This window comes from Gymnodinialimonas sp. 202GB13-11, assembly GCF_040932485.1.
In the GTDB taxonomy this organism is placed as follows: Bacteria; Pseudomonadota; Alphaproteobacteria; order Rhodobacterales; family Rhodobacteraceae; genus Gymnodinialimonas; species Gymnodinialimonas hymeniacidonis.
This window is the reverse complement of sequence record NZ_JBFRBH010000001.1, coordinates 1,098,566-1,118,415: the sequence shown is the minus strand read 5'-3', so window position 1 is coordinate 1,118,415 and position 19,850 is coordinate 1,098,566. Positions and strand designations below refer to the sequence as shown.

The following is a 19,850-nucleotide window of genomic DNA, read 5'->3' as shown; positions in this document are numbered from 1 at the left end:
ACGTTACTCCGCCGCCGTCTGGATGCGGCGCGAGCGCTCGGCCTGTGCGTTATACTCGCGCTGCCATTCGGTCGGGCCGTTCGACAGGCCGACTTGCACCGCCGTCACCTTGTATTCCGGGCAGTTCGTGGCCCAGTCGGAGTAATCGGTGGTGATGACATTGGCCTGCGTGTCCGGGTGGTGGAAGGTCGTGTAGACAACCCCAGGCACAACCCGGTCGGTGAGTGTGGCACGTAAGCTCGTTTCCCCCGCACGCGAAGCCAGCTTGACCCAATCGCCTTCTTTGACGCCGCGCACTTCGGCGTCGTGGGGGTGGATTTCCAACACATCCTCGGAATGCCAGACGGAGTTTTCCGTCCGCCGGGTCTGCGCGCCGACATTGTACTGCGACAGGATGCGGCCCGTGGTTAGCAGCAGCGGGAAACGCGGGCCGGTGCGTTCATCGGTAGCGACATATTCGGTGTTGATGAACCGCCCCTTGCCGCGCACGAAGCCGTCGATATGCATGATGGGTGAGCCATCGGGCGCATTGTCGTTGCAGGGCCATTGGACGCTGCCACGCTCTTCCAGCATGTCGTAGTTGACGTTGGCGAAGCCGGGCGTGGTTTCGGCGATTTCGTCCATGATTTCAGACGGATGGTTATAGTTCCAATCCGCGCCCATGGCCTGCGCCAGAAGCTGGGTGACTTCCCAATCGGCGTAGCCCTGTTTCGGCTTCATCACCTCGCGCACGCGGTTGATGCGGCGTTCGGCATTGGTGAAGGTCCCGTCCTTTTCGAGGAAGGTGGAGCCCGGCAGGAAGACATGGGCGTAATTCGCCGTCTCGTTCAGGAACAGGTCATGGACGATCACGCATTCCATCGCGGCAAGGCCCGCCTGGACGTGGTGCGTGTCAGGGTCCGATTGCAGGATGTCTTCGCCCTGGCAGTAGAGGCCCTTGAAGTCCCCCGCGACGGCGGCATCCAGCATGTTGGGGATGCGCAGACCCGGTTCGGGGTCGATCTTGACGTTCCACTTGCTCTCGAAGATCGCGCGGACTTCGTCGCCCTTCACATGGCGGTAGCCGGGCAGTTCGTGCGGGAATGATCCCATGTCGCAGGAGCCCTGCACGTTGTTCTGGCCGCGCAGCGGGTTCACGCCAACGCCTTCGCGCCCGATATTGCCGGTCATCATGGCAAGGTTCGCGATGCCCATGACAGTTGTTGAGCCTTGGGAATGCTCGGTGACGCCGAGGCCGTAGTAGATCGCGCCGTTGCCGCCGGTGGCGTAAAGGCGGGCGGCCTCGCGCAGCTCTTTGGCGGGCACGCCGGTCAGCACTTCGGTCATCTCGGGGCTGTGGCGCGGGTCGGAGACGAAGGCCGCGTAATCCTGGAATTCATCCCAATCGCAGCGCTCGCGGATGAAGGCCTCGTCATAGATCTTCTCGGTGACGATGACATGGGCCAGCGCCGTGACGACGGCCACGTTGGTGCCCGGGCGAAGCGGCAGGTGGTGCGACGCCTCGATATGGGCCGAGCGCACGATATCGGTGCGGCGCGGGTCGATCACGATGAGCTTCGCGCCTTGGCGCAGGCGCTTTTTCAGACGTGAGGCAAAGACCGGGTGGCCGTCCGTCGGGTTCGCCCCGATGATGACGGCGACGTCCGTGTGCTGCACGCTGTCGAAGTTCTGCGTCCCGGCGGAGGTGCCGAAGGTCTGGCCCAGGCCGTAGCCGGTGGGCGAATGGCAGACGCGGGCGCAGGTGTCGGTGTTGTTGTTCATGAAGACGCCGCGGGCGAGCTTCTGGACGAGGTAGGTTTCCTCATTCGTGCAGCGCGAGGACGTGATCACGCCGATGGATTTGCGGCCATGCTTTTCCTGAAGCGATTTCAGGCGCTTGGCGGTGAAGTCCATGGCCTCTTCCCAGCTGACTTCCTTCCATGGCTGGTCGATGCTGTCGCGGATCATCGGGCTGAGAATACGATCCTGGTGGTTGGCGTAGCCCCAGGCGAAACGGCCTTTGACGCAGGAATGGCCCCGGTTGGCCTCGCCATGTTTGTAAGGCGTCATGCGGACGAGTTCGTCGCCGTTCAGTTCGGCCTTGAATGAGCAGCCGACGCCGCAATAGGCGCAGGTGGTGACGACGGAGCGTTCGGGCGTGCCAAGCTCGATGACCGATTTTTCCTCGAGCGTCGCGGTTGGGCAGGCCTGCACGCAGGCCCCGCAGGAGACGCAATCGGAGGTCAGGAAATCATTGTCCGGGCCACCGGCGGAGACGCGGCTGTCGAAGCCACGGCCTTCGATGGTCAGCGCGAAGGTTCCCTGCACTTCCTCGCAGGCGCGGACGCAGCGGTTGCAGACGATGCATTTGGACGGGTCGTAGGTGAAATAGGGGTTGCTGTCGTCCTTCGGCATCCATTCGGGGTTGTCCTGAACGCCTTGACGCGCTTCGAAATGGTTGGCGAGAGGGGCGTTTTCAGGCGCCTCATAGCGCACATCGCGCAGGCCGACGGCGCCTGCCATGTCCTGCAATTCGCAATCGCCATTCGCCGCACAGGTCAGGCAATCCAGCGGGTGGTCGGAGATATAAAGCTCCATCACGCCCTTGCGGATCTTCTTCACCTTGCTGGATTGTGTGCGCACCACCATGCCCTCAGCCACAGGTGTGGTGCAGGAGGCAGGCGTGCCGCGACGGCCCTCGATCTCGACCACGCACAACCGGCAAGAACCGAACGCTTCGAGGTTGTCCGACGCGCAGAGCTTGGGGATCGACATGCCGATCTCAGCCGCCGCGCGCATAACGGAGGTGCCTTCCGGCACAGTCACCTCAAACCCGTCAACCGTCAGCGTGACGGGCGCGCCCTCAACGGCGGGTGTGCCCATATCGCGATCGTCCCAGGGGATGATAAAATCTTTCATTCTGCGGCCTCCTGAGCGACGGCGAATTCTTCGGGGAATTGTTCAAGGGCGGACATGACGGGGTACGGCGTGAAGCCGCCCAATGCGCAGAGCGAGCCGTCTTTCATCGTCTCGCAGAGATCCACCAGCAACGGGATGGCAGAGGCATCGCCCTGCCCGATCCGGTCGATGGTCTCGACCCCGCGCACGGCGCCGATGCGGCAGGGCGTGCATTTGCCACAGCTTTCCACGGCGCAGAATTCCATGGCGAAGCGGGCCATGCCGAGCATGTCTGCGGTTTCGTCGAAGATCACAACGCCCGCGTGGCCGATCAGGCCACCAGCGCCGTCAAAGGGCTCATAGGCGAAGGGCGTGTCGAATTTCTCAGGCGCGAAATAGGCGCCGAGTGGGCCGCCGACCTGCACCGCCTTGACAGGTGTGCCGGACGCCGTGCCGCCGGCGATGTCGTTGACCAACTCGCCCAGTGGCATGCCGAAGGCGGTTTCAAACAGGCCGCCTTGCTTGACGTTGCCCGCGATCTGGATCGGCATCGTGCCCTTGGAACGGCCGAGGCCGAAGCTGGCGTAGTGGGCCGCGCCCTTCTCAAAAATCACCGGGACGGTTGCCAGAGAGATCACGTTGTTGACCACGGTGGGACGACCCAGGAAGCCTTCGAGCGCAGGGAGCGGTGGCTTGGCGCGCACGACGCCGCGTTTGCCTTCGAGCGAGTTCAGCAGGCTGGTTTCTTCGCCGCAGACATAGGCGCCTGCGCCAACGCGGACCTCGATATCGAATTCATGTGATGAATTAAGAACGCGACCCAGAATGTTGTTTTCTCGCGCAATTTCAATGGCCGTATTCATCACCTCAATCGCGTCGGGATATTCCGAGCGGAGGTAGATGTAGCCCTTCGTGGCCCCCACGCCGAGGCCTGCAATCGTCATGCCTTCGATCAGGCAGAACGGGTCGCCTTCCATGATCATACGGTCGGCGAAGGTGCCGCTGTCGCCTTCGTCGGCGTTGCAGACGATGTATTTCTGTGGGCCATCGGCTTTGCGGACCGTCTCCCACTTGATGCCGGTGGGGAAGCCCGCGCCACCCCGGCCCCGCAGACCGCTCTCGGTGACTTCGGCCACGATATCGGCATCCGACTTCTCAATCGCGCGGCGCAGACCCGCAAGGCCGCCATGGGCTTCGTATTCCGCCAGCGAAAGCGGGTCGATCACGCCGCAGCGTTGGAATGTCAGGCGGTTTTGCTTAGCGTAGAACGGGATCTCCTCGACCGGGCCAAGGCTATCGGCAGAGCCATCGAGGATGGCGGGCACATCCGCGGGTGTCGCGGCGCCATAGCCCACACGCACGCCGTCGCGCTCCACCTCAACCAGCGGCTCCAGCCAGATCATGCCGCGAGAGCCGTTGCGGACAACCTCGGCACCAGCGGCCTCGAACGCGGTGGCCACGGCATCTGCGCCGAGCGCCTTTGCGGCGGCGTCGCGGGGAACCCAGACCTTCATTGAGAGACCTCCGCCACCAGCGCCTCAGCCGTTACGCGGCCAATCACTTTGTTGTCGATCATCGCCGCCGGGCCGCAAGCGCAAAGGCCAAGGCAATAGACCGGCTCCACCGTGATACGCCCATCGGCAGAGGTGCCGTGCCAATCCAGACCCAGAAGCTTCAACACCTTGTCAGACAGATCATTGGCCCCAACCGCCTGGCAGGCTTCGGCCCGGCAGATCTTGAGCACTGTCTTGCCCGCCGGTTGACGGCGGAAGTCGTGGTAGAAAGAGATCACGCCATGCAGTTCAGCCTCGGTGATGTTCAGCGCATCCGCGATGGGCGCGCGGGCCGTATCCGGCACATGGCCGAACGCCGCCTGCACATCATGCAGGATCGGCAGCAAAGGCCCTTCAAGGCCGATGTTTTTCTGGATGATCGCGCTGATATCGGCGCTTTCATGCGGGGCGGCTGTGGTCGACATGGCTTGCTCCGGAACGTTCCCCTTAAAGATGCAAGACCATCATTCGGAATTCAATATCGCTAAACCGTCAGTCGATTGAAAATACCAATGTATACAATGCGACACCGGTTACTCTAAATCCGACATCTTCAGGATTGGTTTCGACCCAATGCGCGCGTGGCTTTGATCAGGGCGTCGATGACCGGTGTGTGCGGCTCCCGATAGGGTGCAACGAGGCCTACGGCGTGGTCCATTCCGCCGCCATCAATGGGACGGATGACCAGATCAGGTTTCCCGGCACACAGGAATTGCGCCATGTCATGGGGCAGAACCGTGATCCAGCCACCGGCCTCCACATGGGCGGCTAGCACGACGGTGGAGTTGCTTTCGACCTGCGCCTCGGGCGTGATCCCGGCCTCCATGAAGGCTTCGTTGATGATGCGGCGGTTCTGCATATCTGGCGTCAGCAGGCAGATCCGTTCTCCGGCCAGATCGGCCCATTCGACCTTGTCCTGCAAGGCCAGATCGCTTTCGCGGTGGGTCACGAGCGTATAGCTTTCCCGGTACAGCGGCTCCGTCGTGACGCGCCCGAGCGGTTCGTTATCAAGGTAGGACAGGCCCGCATCAATTTCGAGGTTTTCCAGCATCTTGAGGATCTCAGCCGAGGTGCGGCTAAGGATCGTGAAACGCACATTGGGGTGGGCTTCGGCAAATTGGGCCGACAAGTGCGCGGCCCAGGTCAACGCGGTCGGGATCACGGCCAGTCGGACGATGCCGCTGAGCCCATGGCGGGCGGTGCGCATTTCTTGCCGGAAGGTGCGGGCATCGCTGACCAGCTGCCGCGCCCAGACAAGCGCGCGCTGGCCTTCGGGTGTCAGCCCCCCAAAGCGGGAACCGCGAAAGATCAGTTGCACACCGAGGCTTTCCTCAAGCTGTTTGATCCCGGTGGACAGCGTGGGCTGGGTCAGGCCGAGGCTTTCGGCGGCGCGGCCAAAGTGACCCTCCCGCGCGACGGCGATGAACATTTCGAGTTTGTTGATCATGACGCGCTTTTGCCAATCAAGCGCACGCCTTTCAATCGAATTTTTCTATTGAACTATTTCCGTCATTTGCGACGCTACACGTTGAGAGAGATCAGGGATTGCCCGCCCATCGGGGCCATGGGCCGTTATGCAGATGTCAAACCCCTGCCCCGTCCGGACCGCCGTGATCGCCAAAGGTGGACGCCCAAGAACGGGCGCGGCGGGGTGAATGGCCTGCAAATCCAACCCGAACAGGGGCGGAAGGGTGCGGCCCACCGGCACGACGGTCAGCACGATGCCGGGTTGCGAAAATTCCTTTTGAACGATGGGCCGCAGAAGGGCTGCGGGCACGAAGCGCGCGAGGTTCATACGCGCGGCCTCGACCCAGGAGGCGCGCGACCGCTCGAACAGGGCGCTGCTTGCTGTAGCCGAAACCGAAAGGTCCACAGTTACCATGTGGGCGCGGTTGCCGAGGACGCCGCCCGCCGTGCGCAGCGCCTCGATGCGCGCGACCTGCGCATGATCGCGGCGGGTGGTGGGCAGGCCCGCAAAGGCCGGCTCTTCCGACAGAATGCGGTGCGCGAGACGCAGAAGGGCATCGGAATGGCTGGCGGCGTCCGGCATTGCGCGCGAGAGGTCTGCAAAGCTCAGGCGCAGAAGAGCCGGATCGGCCGGGGTCAGGCGCGGGTCTGTGTCGGTTTCCAATTGAGCCAGCTTAATGCGTGGCAAATCCACGATCGGCGCCTTTTGCTCGGCGCCCGGGCGCGCTTCCTTCACGATGTGGCGCGAAATCCGGGTGCCGTCTGCGATGGCGTGGTCGAAATGCAGGGCAAGCCCCCTCCACCCCGCCCCATCCGGGTTCACCAGAACCGCCCGCCACAGGGGGCGGTCACTTGGCAGCGCAAGCCGCCGGGTCAGGGCCATCATCTGCGCAGCTGTCACATCGGTCGCATCGAGAATGGCAACGTGATCGGGCCAATGCAGCGGCAAGCGCGCGCCAAAACAGGGGCTTAGCCGGCCTTTCGGGATCCGATGAAATCGTTCCGTCCCTTCGACCATCTGATGCAGGCCAAACAGGGCGCGCGCGGGGTCAAAGCCGCCCTTCGCCTCAAACAGGATGGAGATATTGTTGGGACCGGTCCGGTAGAGCGCAGCCTCCGCCGGTGTCAGAAGCAGGCTCACTCCGCCGCGGCCGGGATCGACCCGTCCAGCGCATCGGACAACGCATTGAGCAGGCCGTCTATGTCCGCCATTTTGTGATGCGTGGTCAGCGTCATGCGCAAGCCAACATCGCGGGCGGCAACCGCTGGCGGAGCGACGGTGGCCATGAAATACCCTGCATCTTGCAGCGCGGTGGCGATCGTGGCCGTGCGACCAATATCGCCGATCCGCATGTATCGCATGGGTGTTTCGTGCGCGCAGGCCAAGGGCAGGCCCCGCGCCACGGCACCGGCATTAAAATGCGCAATCAATCCTCGCAGCTTGTCCTGACGCGCGGCGAGGCCCGCCCCAAGATGCAAGCGAGCGGAGGCCAGAATGGCCCCAAGCATCGGCGGCTGAACGGGGCCGGAAAAGGTCATCGCCGGGCCGAAGGCACGCACCGCCTCGGCTTGTTCTTCATCGGCGAGGGCAAGACATCCACCCGCGCAGGCGAAGCTCTTGTTCAACGACAAAGCAACCACAACACGCGCATGATCCGGCCAGTGTTGCAGGGCTAATCCCTGCCCCCGATCCCCGCACCATCCCGTTGCATGGGCATCATCGACATAGAGGCGCAGCCGCGCATCTTCGGCCAGCAGCCTGTCATACGCCGCGAACAGGGCAACATCGCCGATCATGGAATAGATGCCATCCACCAAAAGCCATACACGCGGCGCATCGCTGGATCGCAGCTTTCGCGCGACATGGTCGGGCGCGCTATGGCCGACGGTTTGTACGCAAACGCCCTGCGCTTTCAGCAGGTTCGCGGCCACATGCAGGCTGGCATGGGCCTGCACGTCGATCAGCACCAGATCATCCTCCCCCACCAGCAACGGCAAAGCCGCCTGATGCCCGAGGGAGGTGGACGGCACCAACAGCGATGGCCGCCCGGTGATCTCTGCCAACAGCGCCTCAGCCTCCGCGTAAGGCGGGGCCGACAGGAAGGCGCGTGAGGCGGAGAATTGCGTGCCATAGGCTTCCGTCGCCGCGATGGCACCGGCCTTGAGCGCAGGCTCCATCTCAAGCCCGAGGTATGAGCAGGAGGCGAAAGACATCATCTGTCGACCGGCCAACGTAATCTCGCGGCCCGTCAACGCCTCATCTTCCGCGACCTGCTGAAGCAAGCCCAACCCACGACCCACACGCAAAGTGGCAAGGCGGTTTGTCAAATCTGTCATTTCAATCCGATGGTCTGGTAACTCGCCAATTGGGCATTGCGCCCTATCTGCCGTCAACGGAGAATGCCCCCACTTGCACCAACAGGTGCGGCGCGTGATGCAGCGAAGAAACAACAGGCTAGAGGCATGAGCGACACGACAGCGGCCCCGACACGCACGCCGCAAACCTATCTGGCCGCTTGTCTGGCGCTGGTTCTGACCGTCCTTGCGGTCATCGGCGCGCGCGATCTGCAGGTCGAGGCGGACGTGATCAGCGCGCTGGAAGGCGACAGCGCGGGCTATCTTGCTTACGAACGCTTTCAGGACCGGTTCGGTCTGGGCGTGGCTGATGAAGCGCTCTTGGTGCGAGCCGATGACCTGGCCGACCCAGAGGCGTTTGAGGCGTTGGAAAACCTGATCCTCGATCTGCAATTCACCGATGGTGTGGCCGAGGTTGTCAGCCTCTTTTCCATCCTGGCGGAAGGGGTAACAACCCCGCTGATCCTTGCCGATCCAGACGCCGCGCTGGAGGATCGGTTCGCCAGCTACTTTGCGGCAGGCGATGCGGCGGGGGCGCTTGTGGCTTCTGACAGGTCTGCCGCCCTCCTCCATGTTATCGCTGCGAGCGGCGTTGAGCCGGGCACTTTGGCCGAGATGCTTCCCCCGCTGATCGACGCATCCCAACCGCTCGACGTGCGCGCGGTGGGCCAACAAGCCGTGGAGCGACAGATTTCTACCAGCCTGATCCGCGACCAGGCGGTCGTAACGCCCTTGGCGGTTCTGATCTGCATTCTCGTCGGCTGGCTTATCGTCCGCTCATTCCGCGCAATCCTGATCTGCGCGGTCCCGTCGATCTGTGGCGTGCTTTGGTTCACGGGCCTGTTGGGATGGTTCGGACGGTCTCTGGACCCTTGGCTGGCGACTTTGCCGACACTGGTGATGGTTCTGGCCTTCGCAGACACGTTGCACCTGTTCTACGCCAGCCGGGAACGCGGCATGGGGCTGGAGCGGGCGATACGTGAGGTTCTGCCAGCCGCCTTCATGACGTCGCTGACATCGGCCCTCGCCCTTGGTAGTTTCGCGTTTGTCGGCACAGACGCGCTTCTGGGCCTCGCCATCTGGGGGCCAGTGGCGGTGGGCTGTGGCTTTGCCTCCGTCTGCCTGATCTTCCCGGTGCTCGCCCGCCTGCTGGCAAATGATGCCTTGCCGGATCTGCGGGGCTTTTCCAGCTTTCTCGTGCCAGCACGAGCGGGCCTGCGCCATCCGATGCGCGCGGTCATCATCGGCGGCGTTGTGGTGCTGGCCCTGTTGCCGACGCTGAACCGGTCGGAGCCGTCTTTCTCTCTATCGGAGCATGTGCGCGACACGAGCCCCTTAGGCGCGGATCTGGCGTTTATGGAGGCGGAGAGCCTTGGGTCCGCCTCGCTGTTTGTTGAAGTCGCAGATACGGATGGCACCCCCGGCCTGTCCGAGGCTGATGCAGACCGTCTGTCGCGCGTGGCGGAGATCGCGTTGAGCGGCAATGCCACTTCCACAGACGGTGCGCCGCAAGTGCCGGAACGGTTCCGGGCGGGGGATGATCTTTCCGTCGCCCTGCCTGTTCTGCTGCCCCTTGGCACGGCACCCGACCGGTTTGGAGCGGAACTGGATGCGCTATCGGCCGCGCTGGACGAGGCTGGCCTGGCTGACGTGACCACGCTGGCGGGACAATCGCTTCTGTCGCATGAGGTGGTGCCGGAAACCGTCGCCAGCATGCGGATGAGCTTTTACATCGCCTTGGGTGCGATCCTGCTGGTTGTGGCGGTCTCGCAGCGGTCCATCGTGCTGGCGGTGCTGGCAACCGGCGTAAGCGCCTTGCCGATGATGGCGATTGAAGCCGCGCTGGTTGTGACGGGCCAGGGCATGACCATGACCGTCGCATTTGCGCTGACCGTGGCCTTCGGGATCGCGGTGGATGACACCATTCACTTCCTGAACCGCTGGCGGTTATCGAAGGGCGACCGAGACGCAAGGCTGGCTGATGCGCTGACCCATGCCGGGCCGCCCATGGTCGCCTCCACGCTCATCATGTCGCTGGGGTTCATCGCAACGGTCTTCAGTGCCACGGCAAGTTTACCGGTATTTGGCGCGTTTGTGATCTTCTCGCTCTGGATGGCGTTGATCGTTGACCTAGGATTTCTGCCGTCCCTGATCCGAATGGTGAAAAGATGAAAAAGCTTGCTCTTGCCGTCATTATGTCCGCCCTGCCGGTCGCTGCCATGGCAGAAGTGCCCGCATGGCTTTCCGGGGAATGGCGCACCAATGCGCGCCTGACCGCGCCCGATGGTGCGCAGTTGCGCATCAGGTGCACACTGGACGCAGCAGCAGAGGGGGCCACGAATTGGGTCGGCACCCTAGGATGTGCCACGGTTCAAGGGCGTTTTCAGGGCCAATGGCAAATCGCCATACCCGGCAGCACGGCATCGGGTCAGGTTGTGTTTTCCGGCACGGAAAATGCGACATTGGCGGTTTCCGGCGGCGCATCGGACACGCGCGTGGATCTGGCCTCGCCCGACGGGCAGGGCGTCGCCTTTGGGCCGGGCAGCGGCGGGGCGCTGGTTGTCGAGATGCAGGCATTGGGCCCCCAGCGCCTGACAGGGACGCTGACGTTCGAACCCCGCTGAGTGTGGCGAAAATGCCCTATACCATGTGAGGTTTTGCCTTATTTATCGGCCCTTTGCACCGTTTGACGCTGTTGTTCCAGTGGCCCGGACCCTCTAGCATTCTCTGTAAGACCCGTGCCTGAAGTTGCGCGCCTTTCGGAGCAATTGGATGTCTGAAACAGAAACAAAGTCTCTGGATGAGACACTCTACTTCGTGGGCATTGCAGCCTCGGCCGGGGGGCTAGAGGCGGCCTCGTCGCTGGTGCAGAACCTGCCCCCGGATGCGAATGCGGTCTACGTTCTGGCGCAACACATGTCGCCGACACACAAAAGCCTACTGACCTCGCTGATTTCACGTGAGACGCCCTTGCCAGTGGTGGAGCTGGACGGAACAACCGAACCGATCGCCAATACCATCTTCATCACGCCGCCGAATTCCGATGTGGTCCTGAAGGATGGGGTGTTGAAACTCGTCGAGCCAAGCGGGCACCCTGCCTCCCCCAAGCCTTCGGCGGACCGGCTTTTCAAATCCATTGCAGAAGAGGTGGGGGAGCGGACCGTGGGGGTCGTGCTTTCGGGCACGGGCAGCGACGGCAGCTACGGCGTGCAGGCCATCCGCGAGGCCGGTGGCATCACAATCGCGCAAGACGTGGCGACCGCAAAATACGATGGTATGCCCGCCTCGGCCGCTGAAACCGGCTGCATCGACCTGACCCTGTCACCGGAGCAGATCGGGCAGCATCTGACAAAAATCCTGACCCAGACGCGGGATTTCTCACAACTGCGCCGCCTCAATGAGCGTCCCAGCAAGCTGTCGGATATCTTTCAGATCCTTCTGGCCCGCACCAATGTCGACTTCCGAGACTATAAGGAAACCACGGTCACGCGTCGCATCAACCGGCGCATGGCCGCGCTCGATATCAATGACTATGACGATTACGTCGACTTCTGCCGCACCTCCGCCGAAGAAGTCGACGCGTTGTTCAGAGATCTTTTGATCTCGGTGACGCGGTTTTTCCGCGACCAGACCCAGTTCGAGCAATTGCACGGCGAGTTCGAGCGACTTGTTGGCGGTAAGGAGGTGGGTCAGCTGCGGCTGTGGGTCGCCGGGTGCGCGACCGGTGAAGAGGCTTATTCGATCGCCATCATGCTCTCTGAGGCGATGGGCGGATTGGAAAAGCTCCGCAAAGCGCGGGTGCAGATATTTGCCACCGATATCGACGACAGAGCGTTGGAGATGGCGCGCCGCGGCAGCTATCCGATCACGGCGGCCTCTGACATCCCCGAGCATATCCTTGAGACCTACTTCAAGGTCCATGAAGGACGGATCGAAGTGGTGCCGGAACTGCGCGCCATCACGCTGTTTTCGATGCACAATATCTTCCACGATCCGCCGTTCCTGAACGTGGACTTCGTCAGCCTTCGCAATGTGTTGATCTACTTCAACACCTCGCTTCAGAACCGGGTTCTGCACCGCATCCACTATGCCCTGAAATCAACGGGCCTGCTGTTTCTTGGAACGTCCGAGACTGTGGGGTCCATGGACACCCTGTTTGAGACGCGGCGCGGCGGCGAGAAGATCTTTTCCAAGCGCCGCATGGGGCAACCCACCTCGCCCCGGTTTTCCAATGTCGGAAACACAATGGGACGCTGGACACCGACCCCAAACTTGCCGCGCGTGGAAACGGTGGCCGACCCTCAGATATCCCCCCACGGCACATTCGACGCTCTTGCCCGCGTGGTCGCAAAGAACGGCTTTATCGTCACCCGCAGCGGAGAGATGGTGCGCGTGTTCGGCGATATCTCCCCTTTCACCCAGATGACGGAAAACGCACCGCTGTGGATCGGTGTGCGCAACCTGCGCAAACCCCTGCGAGACGAAATTACCGGATTGTGCGCCACGGCCTTGAAGAACAAGCAACGGCGGTCGGGGCGCTGGCATACCCTGGAGGGGGAAGGTTTCAACGAAGTGCGCGCCGTTTGTTATCCGCTGCCCAGTGTGGATCACGGCGAAGACCACATCCTTGTCGGAATAGAGACGCGCACCAAGGCGAGCCAGATTGATGTTCTCGAAAGCCTCAGTGAGGACGAGCAGCGCAATTATATCCGCCAGATGGAGCAGGAGATCAGCCAGACCCGGGAGGCGCTGCAGCAGACCGTTGAAGAACTGCAAACCTCGAACGAGGAACTGCAAAGCATCAATGAAGAGATGCAATCCACCAATGAGGAGCTTCAGGCCACGAATGAGGAATTGGAAACCTCAAACGAAGAGCTGCAGTCAACCAACGAAGAACTGATCACTGTTAACGAGGAATTGCAGGTCAACTCCGCCGAATTGCAGCGTGTTTCGACGGAATTGGGGGCGACGTTGGATGTGGTACCATTCCCGGTTCTCGTTATTGATCAGGCGCTTATCGTGCGCCGCGCCTCGCAAGCGGCCATTGATCGGTTCAAGATCAACGACCTTCCCAAGACCGGCATACATCTGTCGCAATGCTATTTGCCCGATGATACCGCCCAGCTGACCAGCATTTGCAACGAAGTCTTCCGGCTTCGCGAAGAGCAGACGCATTATTTCCAGATCGACGGCGTGGATATGCGATTGTCGGTGACCCCCTTCCTGAACCAGGCCGAGGAGGTGCTGGGGGTTGTCGCGACGCTTGTGGAGGATGGCCAGCGCGAGTGACAGCACGCGTTTACCTTGCGTGAAATCCGTTGCGCTGAGAGGTTCCCGTGGGCCCTTTTTCCGAGTATTAACGGTTTCTTAAGGAGATCGTTATAATTATCGGGTTCAGCGACCATGACGGAGGAGCTTGGCTTGTCCGACGTACAGCATTCAGACGGGCTGTCGATCACACTTTCCCACGCATCACCTGATGCGCCATGGGTTCCTGTCGCTTTGGTCATTTCCAAACCTGAGCATCGACACCGGATCACCTTCACCACAGAACGCCCGCTGGACGAGGTTTTCTGCCCTGAGATCAGCGATCGCATCATGGCCGTGCTGGACGAGTTTTCGCGCACCGGATCTGATGGTGTTTTCAGCAATCCCGATGAAGAGATCCAGTTGCCCGGCCTGTCGCTGCGGCAATTGCGGGTCCTGTATTCGCATTTTGACGATCAACCCAACCGCGCCTTGGTGCGGTTTGCCGCCATCGCGGGCAACCCGCACCGTGCGCTCAAAAGCGAAGATGGGTTCAGCTACCCGTTGGAGGCTTTGACCAGCCAAGTCTACCGTGACGCGCTGGATTGGGTGCTTTTGCCGGCCATCAATGCGGTTGCCATCGATGACATTTCGATCCTGACCGAAGATCAGGAGACGCAGTTGGAAGCCGCAATGGATCAACTGCGTGTCTCAAAAGATCGGCTTCTGTTTCAGGTCGAACTGGTCAAACGTGAATTGACCCGTTTGGAAAGCCGCGCCTATTCCAAGCAACTCGAAAACCGCCCCCTGCGCGCAGCAGAGCCCGCGCCGGAGGAATTTCGCACGATGAAGGCGCTTCGCCGGATGGATGACTAGGCCGCGCCAAAGCCGCCGCCGCCGGGCGTTTGCATGATGAACGCGTCACCCGGTTCAAGCTCCACCTGATCGTTTCCTTGCAACGGCTCTGTGCGACCGTCCGACCGCTCAACAGCGTTGATCCCAACACCGCCTTGTCCACCGCCAGCCGCGCCATGGGGCGGGACGGACCGGTGTGACGTAAGCGTTGTCACGGTCATTGCTTCATTGAACCGCAAGCGTCGCGTGATCCCTTCGCCGCCTTGCCAGCGCCCCTGCCCGCCGGAGCCTTTGCGGATCGAGAATTCTTCGACTGTGACGGGGAACCGGGTTTCCAGCACTTCCGGGTCGGTCATGCGCGTGTTGGTCATGTGGGAATGAACGGCAGAGGTGCCGTGGAAACCTTCCCCCGCGCCCGTGCCGCCGCAGATCGTATCGTAATTCTGGTAGGCCGCATTGCCGTAGACGAAATTGTTCATCGTCCCCTGGCTGCCCGCGATCACCCCAAGCGCGCCGTAAAGCGTGTCGGCGATGGATTGGCTGACCTCGGTATTGCCCGAGATCACCGCAGCCGGATAGGCCGGGTTGATCATGGAGCCTTCGGGCACGATCAGGTTGATCGGCTTCAGGCAGCCCTCGTTCATCGGGATGTCGCTGCCGACCAAGGTGCGGAAGACATAGAGAACGACCGCGCGGCAAATGGCGAGCGGGGCGTTGTAGTTGAACTCCGACTGTGGGGAGGTGCCGGTGAAATCCAGCGTCGCCTCACGCGCCGCCTTGTCGACGGTGATGGCGACCTTGATCTGCGCGCCGTCATCCATCGGGTAGGTGAAGGCACTGTCTTTCAGCACGTCGAGGACTCGGCGGACGCTTTCCTCGGCATTGTCCTGCACGTGGCCCATATAGGCGTGGATCGTCTCAAGCCCGAATTGGTCGGTGATCTTCGTCAGCTCCGCCACGCCCGTCGCGTTGGCTGCGATCTGCGCTGCAAGGTCGGCCATATTCTCTTCGATATTGCGGCAAGGGCATTCGCCCGAAGCCAGAAGCTTGCGCGTCTCCGCATCCCGCAGCGTGCCTTGCTCAACCAGCAGGAAGTTGTCGATCACGACGCCTTCCTCGGTGATGACGCGGCTGTCCGGCGGGGCCGAGCCGGGGGTTTTGCCGCCGATATCGGCGTGGTGCCCACGGGAAGCGACGGTGTAGATGATGTCCTTCCCGTTCGCGTCGAAGACAGGGGTGATAACCGTTACGTCGGGCAAATGCGTGCCGCCATTGAACGGATTGTTCATCATGAACACATCGCCGGGCCGGATCTTGCCTTCGTTCAGGCGCAGGATCGTGCGTACGGATTCCGACATCGAGCCGAGGTGCACAGGCACATGCGGCGCGTTGGCCACAAGATCACCGAACTGATCGAAGATGGCGCAGGAAAAGTCGAGCCGTTCCTTAATGTTAACCGAGTAAGCGGTGTTCCGTAGAGTTGCACCCATCTGCTCGGCAATGGACATGAAGAGGTTGTTGAAAACCTCCAGCATCACCGGATCGACGGCGGTGCCGATGGCCTCGGCCCGCTGCAACGGCACGACCCGTTCGAGCAGAAGGTTGCCGCCCGCCACACAGGTCGCGCGCCAGCCTTCTTCTATCATATTGGTACCGGTGGGTTCCGTTAGGATGGCGGGCCCGTCGACATGGGCGCCGATCTTCAGCGTCGCGCGGTCCACAAGCGGCACGTCGCACCAATCGCCGCCCGTATAGAGACGCGCATCCACGGCAGCCGCCCCTGCGCCGTCCGGGTCAGGCATGGAAACCCCCTCGCCCGTCTGCCCCACCGCCTCGGCCACCAGCACATCAAGCAGCAGGTCAGAGGTATCCGGCGCAAACCCAAAGCGTTGCTTGTGGGCCTCAACGAAATCCGCCGTCATTTGCGCCGCATCGCCGAAGGGCACTTCCTGCGTCTGCTGCGCGCCACGGGGGCGGATATGGGCGGTGGCAATCACCTGAATCTGATCGTCGGCCATCCCCTGCCCCGCCACTTCGACGCGGGCGAGGTCGGACAAAGCCGCCATTTCGGCGGTCGCATCCTCGGTGATGGACGCCCCGATCTGCCGTTCCTTCATCGCGCGGATATCCGCCAACCCCATCCCAAAGGCCGACAAAACCCCCGCAAACGGATGGATAAAGATGCTCTCAATCCCCAGCGCATCGGCCACCAGACAGGCATGCTGCCCCCCCGCGCCGCCAAAGCAGTTCATCGTATATTGCGTCACGTCATAGCCGCGTTGGACGGAGATTTTCTTGATCGCATTGGCCATGTTTTCAACGGCAATGCGCAGGAAGCCCTCGGCCAATTCCTCCACCGATTTCTCCGTCCCGATCTCGGCCCTCAGCGCCTCGAACTTCTCGCGCACCACGTCGGCGTCCAGCAACTCATCGCCATTCGGCCCAAAGACCGCCGGGAAATGGGCGGGCTGCAACTTGCCCAGAAGCACGTTGCAATCGGTCACTGTCAAAGGCCCGCCGCGCCGATAGGCTGCCGGTCCGGGGTTGGCGCCCGCGCTTTCCGGGCCCACCTGCATCCGACCGTCGCGGTACGACAGGATCGAGCCACCGCCCGCCGCAACCGTATGGATCGACATCATTGGCGCGCGCATCCGCACGCCGGCCACCTCGGTCTCGAAAGACCGCTCGTACTCACCCGCATAGTGGCACACGTCCGTGGACGTGCCGCCCATGTCGAAGCCGATCAGCTTGTGATGCCCCAGCGCCTCCGCCGTGCGCACCATTCCGACCACGCCGCCAGCCGGACCAGACAGGATCGCATCCCGCCCCTGAAACAGGCTCGCATCGGTCAGACCGCCATTGGACTGCATGAACATCAGCCGCGTGTCCGCACCCAAAGCAGCTGCCACCTGATCCACGTAGCGCCGCAGGATCGGCGAGAGATACGCATCCACCACTGCCGTATCGCCCCGCCCGACGAGCTTGATCAAAGGCGAGGCCTCATGGCTGAGCGAGATCTGGGTAAATCCGACCTCCGCCGCGAGCGCGCCCAAAGTGATCTCATGGCCCGGGAACCGGTACGAATGCATCAACGCAATCGCCACAGACCGGTAGCCCTCATCAAAGGCTTTCTGCAATGCCGCCCGCGCCGCCTCCACGTCCAGCGGCACTTCAACCTGCCCCTCCGCGTCAAGGCGTTCGCGGACCTCCACGACATCGTCGTAGAGCAATTCTGGCAACTCAATGTTCAGGTCAAACAGGCGCGGCCGGTTCTGATACCCGATCCGCAGCAGATCGCCCAAGCCTTGCGTGATCAGCAGAAGTGTCCGTTCCCCCTTCCGTTCCAGCAGAGCATTTGTCGCAACCGTCGTCCCCATCTTCACCGCATCAACGGCGCCCTCGGGGATCGCATCCTCCGCCCCCAACCCAAGCAACGTTCGCACGCCGTGCACGGCAGCATCGCGGTAGGCCTCGGGGTTCTCGGACAGCAATTTATGCGTGTGCAGCGCGCCGTGCGGATCCTTGGCCACGATATCGGTGAAGGTGCCGCCACGGTCGACCCAGAATTGCCAGCTCATCGGAGGGTTCCTCTTCGTTTGCGGGCCGTTTGGACCGCATTGATTCAACATTCACAAGGGGTCTGAGCGCTATTCGAGCGCGTTTGGCAGCCAAAGCGCGATGTCGGGCAACCAGATCAGGGCAAAGGCCATCGCCAACATCACAAGGCAGTAAGGCAGCGCGCCAAGCATCACTTCGTTCAAGCTTCCTGATTTCCGCGCGCCTTGCACCACGTAGAGGTTCAAGCCCACCGGCGGGGTGATCAGCGCCATCTCGATCAACACGATCATCAGGATGCCGAACCAGATGACGTCATAGCCCTGCGCCAGCACCATCGGCACGATGATCGGGATTGTGACGACCATCAGCGACAGGGTTTCAATGAAAAAGCCAAGCACGATGTAAAGGACAACGACGACCATGATGAAGCCCAATGGGCCGAGGCCGAGGCCTTCCATAAAGGCGGTCAATTCGCGGCCCAGACCGGCGGAAGAGAGGGTGAAGTTCAGGAAAGACGCACCGATGATGATCAGCATGATCATTGAGGTAATCTTGACGGTACCCAGAAGGGCATCGCGCATCATGGTCATTGATATACCTCCGAACGCGGCGGCAATGAGAAGAGCTCCGGCAACGCCCACGGCGGCGGCCTCAGTCGGTGTGGCCCACCCGCGGTAGATAGAGCCGACGATCAGGCCGAACAGGATGATGATCGGGATCAAGTCCAGCAACGCGCGCAGCATTTGCGGGAACGGGAACAGGCGGCGCTGGCCGCCTAGGTCGGGGCGGATCAGGCAGATGATCGCAGTCACGATCAGGAAAGCGAGCGCCAGGGCAAGGCCCGGGATCAGGCCCGCGAGGAACAGTTGCGGGATGCTCGATTGCGTCAGGAAGCCATAGACGATCAGGTTGATCGACGGCGGGATCATGATGCCAAGCGTGCCGCCCGCGGCAATCGCGCCGGAGAAGAGCTTTGGGTCATAGCCCAGTTTTTCGGCCTGCGGCATGGCGACGGTGGCCACGGTGGCGGCGGTCGCCACAGAAGAGCCGGAAGTGGCGGAGAACATCGTGGCCGTGGCCACATTGGCATGGACAAGGCCACCGGGCAGCCAGCTGACCCAGCGGTCGAGCGCTGCATAGGTGCGCGTCGCCACGCCGGAACGGACAAGCACCTCGCCAAGCAGCACAAAGAAGGGAATGGCTATCAGCGTCGCGGAATTGGACGACGACCAAACCATGTTCCCAAGCCCGCGCGTCAGCGGAAAGCTTGAGAAAAACTGATCCACGCCAAAGCCCAGAAGGAACAGGACGATACCCACGGGGATCGACAGGGCCAGAAGGGCGAGCAGGCCAGCTGAAACGTAAGTGATCATTGCAGGCTGTCCTGTTCTGCGAAGGCGCCCGCGAAGGGCTCGGTCTCAGGCCCGCGTCCTTTGACGGTCAGAAGGATCGCGCAGAGCGTCACGAGGCAGGACATGAGGGCGAACCAGACCCAGCCCGCGAACCACGGCACCTGAACCCATGCCAGCGGCGTGGCCAGCGGCGTGTTGGCGCGGCTGCCGTTGGTGATGGCGCGCTCGACCACGGGCCAGCATTTGATGGCGACGGTCACAACCACGCCCGACATGGCGATCAGCGCCAGCACATCAAACAACGCTTTGATCTGCGGCCCGGTGCGCGACCGCAGCAGGTCGATGCGGATATGGCCGAGCTCCAGCAGCGCATAGGCCATGCCCCAGCTTGTCGCGAGCGCCATGGCGTAACCCGCCAGTTCCTCCGACCCGCCGAAAGAGGCATGGAATTGGCGCAGGATGATGTCGAGCACGACGAACCCGGCCATCCCCAGCAGGCCAAGGCCCACCAGCAAAGCCACGGCGCGGTTGATCCGGCGCAGGCGGTCGATCAAAACCAATTCCATGATTATACTTTCTTATCAGA

The 19,850-nt window shown here is 62.1% G+C and carries 13 protein-coding genes; 4 read left to right on the top strand and 9 right to left on the bottom strand.

The window, feature by feature from the left end:
* Positions 1-3: 3 nt before the first annotated feature.
* The 6 genes from fdhF to V8J81_RS05595 all read right to left on the bottom strand — a co-directional run bounded on the left by fdhF (position 4) and on the right by V8J81_RS05595 (position 8,234).
* Positions 4-2,898 (bottom strand): formate dehydrogenase subunit alpha, encoded by a 2,895-nt coding sequence (gene fdhF, locus V8J81_RS05620; RefSeq protein WP_368474768.1) that lies wholly within the window; start codon positions 2,896-2,898, stop codon positions 4-6.
* Positions 2,895-4,391 carry a formate dehydrogenase beta subunit gene (locus V8J81_RS05615; RefSeq protein ID WP_368474767.1) on the bottom strand — a complete coding sequence of 499 codons (1,497 nt, stop codon included), beginning with the start codon at positions 4,389-4,391 and terminating at the stop codon, positions 2,895-2,897. Before V8J81_RS05615 ends, fdhF begins: the two co-directional genes overlap by 4 nt.
* Positions 4,388-4,855, bottom strand: a complete 468-nt coding sequence (locus V8J81_RS05610; RefSeq protein WP_368474766.1) for a formate dehydrogenase subunit gamma — start codon at positions 4,853-4,855, stop codon at positions 4,388-4,390. The genes V8J81_RS05615 and V8J81_RS05610 overlap by 4 nt, the downstream gene beginning before the upstream one ends.
* A gap of 128 nt (positions 4,856-4,983) precedes the next feature.
* Positions 4,984-5,877: a LysR family transcriptional regulator gene (locus V8J81_RS05605; protein ID WP_368474765.1), complete on the bottom strand. Its 894-nt coding sequence runs from the start codon at positions 5,875-5,877 to the stop codon at positions 4,984-4,986.
* Positions 5,878-5,922: 45 nt separating this feature from the next.
* The gene (locus tag V8J81_RS05600; RefSeq protein WP_368474764.1) at positions 5,923-7,038 is read right to left on the bottom strand and encodes a hypothetical protein; all 1,116 of its coding nucleotides are present in this window, start codon (positions 7,036-7,038) and stop codon (positions 5,923-5,925) included.
* Positions 7,035-8,234, bottom strand: a complete 1,200-nt coding sequence (locus tag V8J81_RS05595; protein WP_368474763.1) for an aminotransferase class I/II-fold pyridoxal phosphate-dependent enzyme — start codon at positions 8,232-8,234, stop codon at positions 7,035-7,037. The genes V8J81_RS05600 and V8J81_RS05595 overlap by 4 nt, the downstream gene beginning before the upstream one ends.
* 126 nt (positions 8,235-8,360) lie before the next feature.
* On the opposite strand from V8J81_RS05595, the gene V8J81_RS05590 reads away from it, so the two are divergent.
* The 4 genes from V8J81_RS05590 to V8J81_RS05575 all read left to right on the top strand — a co-directional run bounded on the left by V8J81_RS05590 (position 8,361) and on the right by V8J81_RS05575 (position 14,375).
* Positions 8,361-10,424: an efflux RND transporter permease subunit gene (locus V8J81_RS05590; RefSeq protein WP_368474762.1), complete on the top strand. Its 2,064-nt coding sequence runs from the start codon at positions 8,361-8,363 to the stop codon at positions 10,422-10,424.
* Complete coding sequence (locus V8J81_RS05585) at positions 10,421-10,876, top strand: hypothetical protein (RefSeq protein ID WP_368474761.1); 456 nt, start codon at positions 10,421-10,423, stop codon at positions 10,874-10,876. The genes V8J81_RS05590 and V8J81_RS05585 overlap by 4 nt, the downstream gene beginning before the upstream one ends.
* A gap of 148 nt (positions 10,877-11,024) precedes the next feature.
* On the top strand, positions 11,025-13,541 hold the full coding sequence (locus V8J81_RS05580; RefSeq protein ID WP_368474760.1) for a chemotaxis protein CheB: 2,517 nt from the start codon (positions 11,025-11,027) through the stop codon (positions 13,539-13,541).
* 114 nt (positions 13,542-13,655) lie between these two features.
* Entirely contained in the window at positions 13,656-14,375 is a 720-nt protein-coding gene (locus V8J81_RS05575; protein ID WP_368474759.1) for a hypothetical protein, read from the top strand.
* Here the strand turns inward: V8J81_RS05575 and V8J81_RS05570 are convergent.
* From V8J81_RS05570 to V8J81_RS05560, 3 genes are all read right to left on the bottom strand, one after another.
* A complete protein-coding gene (locus V8J81_RS05570; protein ID WP_368474758.1) occupies positions 14,372-17,932 on the bottom strand; it encodes a hydantoinase B/oxoprolinase family protein in 3,561 nt (1,186 codons plus the stop codon). The genes V8J81_RS05575 and V8J81_RS05570 overlap by 4 nt on opposite strands.
* Positions 17,933-18,001: 69 nt before the next feature.
* Positions 18,002-19,285: a TRAP transporter large permease gene (locus V8J81_RS05565; RefSeq protein ID WP_368474757.1), complete on the bottom strand. Its 1,284-nt coding sequence runs from the start codon at positions 19,283-19,285 to the stop codon at positions 18,002-18,004.
* A complete protein-coding gene (locus tag V8J81_RS05560; RefSeq protein WP_368474756.1) occupies positions 19,282-19,830 on the bottom strand; it encodes a TRAP transporter small permease subunit in 549 nt (182 codons plus the stop codon). Before V8J81_RS05560 ends, V8J81_RS05565 begins: the two co-directional genes overlap by 4 nt.
* Between the last annotated feature and the right edge of the window lie 20 nt (positions 19,831-19,850).

Excerpts from the sequence above, each read along its gene's own strand:
- V8J81_RS05590 (WP_368474762.1), top strand. The coding sequence starts at position 8,361 with ATGAGCGACACGACAGCGGCCCCGACACGCACGCCGCAAACCTATCTG.
- V8J81_RS05605 (WP_368474765.1), bottom strand. The coding sequence starts at position 5,877 with ATGATCAACAAACTCGAAATGTTCATCGCCGTCGCGCGGGAGGGTCAC.
- V8J81_RS05595 (WP_368474763.1), bottom strand. The coding sequence starts at position 8,234 with ATGACAGATTTGACAAACCGCCTTGCCACTTTGCGTGTGGGTCGTGGG.
- V8J81_RS05615 (WP_368474767.1), bottom strand. The coding sequence starts at position 4,391 with ATGAAGGTCTGGGTTCCCCGCGACGCCGCCGCAAAGGCGCTCGGCGCA.
- fdhF (WP_368474768.1), bottom strand. The coding sequence starts at position 2,898 with ATGAAAGATTTTATCATCCCCTGGGACGATCGCGATATGGGCACACCC.
- V8J81_RS05560 (WP_368474756.1), bottom strand. The coding sequence starts at position 19,830 with ATGGAATTGGTTTTGATCGACCGCCTGCGCCGGATCAACCGCGCCGTG.
- V8J81_RS05580 (WP_368474760.1), top strand. The coding sequence starts at position 11,025 with ATGTCTGAAACAGAAACAAAGTCTCTGGATGAGACACTCTACTTCGTG.
- V8J81_RS05570 (WP_368474758.1), bottom strand. The coding sequence starts at position 17,932 with ATGAGCTGGCAATTCTGGGTCGACCGTGGCGGCACCTTCACCGATATC.
- V8J81_RS05575 (WP_368474759.1), top strand. The coding sequence starts at position 13,656 with ATGACGGAGGAGCTTGGCTTGTCCGACGTACAGCATTCAGACGGGCTG.
- V8J81_RS05585 (WP_368474761.1), top strand. The coding sequence starts at position 10,421 with ATGAAAAAGCTTGCTCTTGCCGTCATTATGTCCGCCCTGCCGGTCGCT.
- V8J81_RS05610 (WP_368474766.1), bottom strand. The coding sequence starts at position 4,855 with ATGTCGACCACAGCCGCCCCGCATGAAAGCGCCGATATCAGCGCGATC.
- V8J81_RS05565 (WP_368474757.1), bottom strand. The coding sequence starts at position 19,285 with ATGATCACTTACGTTTCAGCTGGCCTGCTCGCCCTTCTGGCCCTGTCG.